Source organism: Pseudomonas lactucae, assembly GCF_016937615.1.
Classification (GTDB): domain Bacteria; phylum Pseudomonadota; class Gammaproteobacteria; order Pseudomonadales; family Pseudomonadaceae; genus Aquipseudomonas; species Aquipseudomonas lactucae.
The window spans coordinates 1-2,979 of sequence record NZ_JAFHKI010000195.1; the positions used below are offsets into that span (position 1 = coordinate 1).

The 2,979-nt window shown below is 61.1% G+C and carries 2 protein-coding genes and 1 pseudogene; all 3 read right to left on the bottom strand.

What is annotated here, in order from left to right; translation table 11 throughout:
- Positions 1-198: 198 nt before the first annotated feature.
- Positions 199-1,119 carry a substrate-binding domain-containing protein gene (locus JWR98_RS27420; protein ID WP_205491723.1) on the bottom strand — a complete coding sequence of 307 codons (921 nt, stop codon included), beginning with the start codon at positions 1,117-1,119 and terminating at the stop codon, positions 199-201.
- Positions 1,120-1,136: 17 nt separating this feature from the next.
- Complete coding sequence (locus tag JWR98_RS30335) at positions 1,137-2,066, bottom strand: methyl-accepting chemotaxis protein (protein ID WP_425273223.1); 930 nt, start codon at positions 2,064-2,066, stop codon at positions 1,137-1,139.
- A pseudogene (locus JWR98_RS30340) lies at positions 2,043-2,738 on the bottom strand (methyl-accepting chemotaxis protein); the annotation flags it as partial. The pseudogene JWR98_RS30340 and the gene JWR98_RS30335, both read right to left, overlap by 24 nt.
- Between the last annotated feature and the right edge of the window lie 241 nt (positions 2,739-2,979).

Below are 2,979 nucleotides of genomic sequence, written 5' to 3' on the forward strand. Positions count from 1 at the left end.
GAATAACCCTGTGGGAGCTTGCCCCCGATGGCGGCGGATCAGTCAATATCCATTTACCTGACCCACCGCTATCGGGGGCAAGCCCCCTCCCACATTTGCCTGCATTCCAACATCGGGATTAGTGGCATTTGGTCATGGTTTGTAAAGGGCCAGCAAGGCGTGTTGACTGCATTTCAAGGCTTGCTCTGAGTGGTCTCCCTATTCAAACGCCTGGCGATTCTCCGGGGTGATCAGCTTGAACGGCACCCACACCACCGTCGACTCCAGCACCTCGCCGCGCACCAGGCGCAGTGCGGTGTCCACGGCGCCGCCGGCCTGGCCGGCGGCATCCTGGAACACGCTGACCGCCATCTTGCCCTCGGCCATCAACTTCAACCCGTCCGGTGTACCGTCGATACCGCCGACCCAGTAGTCCTTGGCCTGCTTGCCGGCCTTTTCCAGGCCCATGATCGCGCCGATCGCCATTTCGTCGTTATTGGCCGCGATGATCGAAAAATCGACGCCCTGCTTGACCCAATCAATGACGATCGTGGCGGCCTGGCTACGCTCCCAGTTACCGACTTTTTTCTGTATCACTTTCATGTCCGGGTATTTGGCGACGACTTTTTCCACGTCCTCGGTGCGCATCAATGAAGAGGCGTTGGCCGGGTCGCCCACCAGAATCACCACGTTGCCTTTGTAACCGGCACGGCGCGCCAGCTCTTCCATCTGCAAGGTGCCCGACTCCAGCTCGTTGGAGCCGACGAACGCGGTCTGTGCCGGCCACTTTTCCGGGTTCGGGTTACGGTTGACGAACACCAGCGGGATCTTCGCCTCCGAGGCCAGCTGCATCATCTGCGCGGCACTTTTGCCGTCGACCATCGCGATGATGATCGCATCCACCTTGGAATTGACCAGGTTGCGGAATTGGCGCATCTGCAAATCGACGCTGTCCTTGCCGTTCTCCATAAAGATGTCGGCGTTCATGACGCCGGCCTGTTGCTGCACCCCGTTGCGCAGCAAGGTCTGGAAGTTATCGTCGTACTTTGCCATGCCGACACCCAGCAAGGGCGTGGCGGACTGGGCGAGGCCCGGAACGAACAGCGTCGCCCCCAGCGCGAGCATTAACCATGCTTTCATGTTCTGACTCCTGCGGCTCAAACGCTGAAATGATGGAGCAGCTCGCGCTGCACTTTGGCCATGTTCGACAGCTCTTGGCTGCTGATGGCGGACTGTTCGGCGCCGTTTGCCGTCTGCTGGGCCGAATCGTTGATCTGGATGACCATCCGACTGGTTTCCTGCACCGTGGCGCTCTGCTGCTCGGTAGCGGCGGCAATCTGAATATTCATGTCACGGATGCTGTCGACCGCGCCGCTCATGGACAGCAACAAGTCACCGGCGCCCGAGGCCAGGGACACGCATTGGCTGGACTGCGCCTGGCTTTCGTTCATGACGTGAACCACCGAATGAATTTTTTCCTGCATGAGCCCGATCATGTCCTGGATTTCGCTGGTCGAGGTCTGGGTACGGCTGGCCAGCGACCGCACTTCATCGGCCACCACCGCAAAACCACGCCCTTGCTCGCCGGCACGGGCCGCTTCGATTGCCGCGTTCAGGGCGAGCAGGTTGGTCTGTTCGGCAATGGTGCGAATGGCCACCACAATGCCCTCGATGTTCTGCCCGTACTTCTGCAGCTCATCGGTCACCTGCGTGGCTTTGTTCACCTGGTCGGCCTGCTGGCGGATATTGACGATGGTCTCGGCCACGCGCTCCTGCACCTTGTGCGTGAGATCACTGGTGTCGTCCACCGCCTGGCGGGTGTCCTGCGCGCGCCGTGCCACCTCCTCGACCGTGCTTTCCATCTGCGTCATGGCCGAGGCGGCCGATTGCAGACGGTCCTTCTGTTCATCCACTACACGGGTGGTCTGCTCGCTGTTCAAGGCGTTGCTGCCAGCGGTCGCGGCCAGCGCATCGGCAGAACTGATCAATTCACGGAAGGTTTTCTGCAGGGCTTTGGTCAGCTCGTTCAGGTAACCGCCCAACTCACCGAATTCATCTTTGCGGCTGACATCGAAACTGACACGCATGTCCCCGGCGGTGAGCGTCTTGAGCACTTCGCGAAAGGCCGCCAACGGACGTCGCAGGCTGAAGGCGACCCACGTACCAATCGCCACCGCCGCCAGCACCGCCAGCACACACGCGATCAACAGCAAGCTGCGGCTGGTGCCGATGGTGGCGTTGGCCGAGTGACTGGCCTGGTTGGCCACCTCCAGGGATTGGCTGCCGAACTCGGCAATCCGCTCCAAGGTAGCTTTGAGCGCCGCGTCAACCGCATCGCGTTGTTGCTGCACCTGCGTGGCGAGTTTCGCCTCTCCCTGATAGGCCTGGAACAGGCCGTCAGGGGCGGTCAGGTCTGTCAGCAGACGATTGACCATGACGCCGGCGATCCGCCCGACCCTCGGGTCAATCGCCGTCAAGGCCTGGGCGCGGGTGCTGATCACTTCGTCCTGCAGGTTGAGCACACGCTGTAATTTATCAATGGCGGGCGTGACGGTATGGGCCGCGAAACCATCGTAGGACTTGTTCACTTCCAACAGCAGTTTTTCTGCGGCCGCCACCTGCTGCGGCTCGCCGGCACTGCGTGCCTGCGCGATGTAATCACGCAAATAACTGGTCAGCTGCATCGCCTGCGCACTGCTGTAGCCCTGCAGTTTGCGCGTCAACGCCAACTGCTGCACATGCTGCAAGTGGGACGTCATCAGCCCCTGCGCCTGTTCGGCGTAGGCCGCGACCTGTTGGCGCTGCTGCGCCAGGTTCGCCCGCAATGCTTCATGCTCGCCGGTATAGGCAAGGGTGCTGTCGAGCAACTGGTTGAACTGGGTGATGCTCTCGGTAAACGGGCGCTTGCCGTCCTCGATCTGCTTGGGGTCGGTACTGATCTGAATGGCCAGCAATGCCTGGTTGGCGCGCAGAATGTGCACGTACAACTCACTGGCGGCC

Excerpts from the sequence above, each read along its gene's own strand:
- JWR98_RS27420 (WP_205491723.1), bottom strand. The coding sequence starts at position 1,119 with ATGAAAGCATGGTTAATGCTCGCGCTGGGGGCGACGCTGTTCGTTCCG.
- JWR98_RS30335 (WP_425273223.1), bottom strand. The coding sequence starts at position 2,066 with ATGCGTGTCAGTTTCGATGTCAGCCGCAAAGATGAATTCGGTGAGTTG.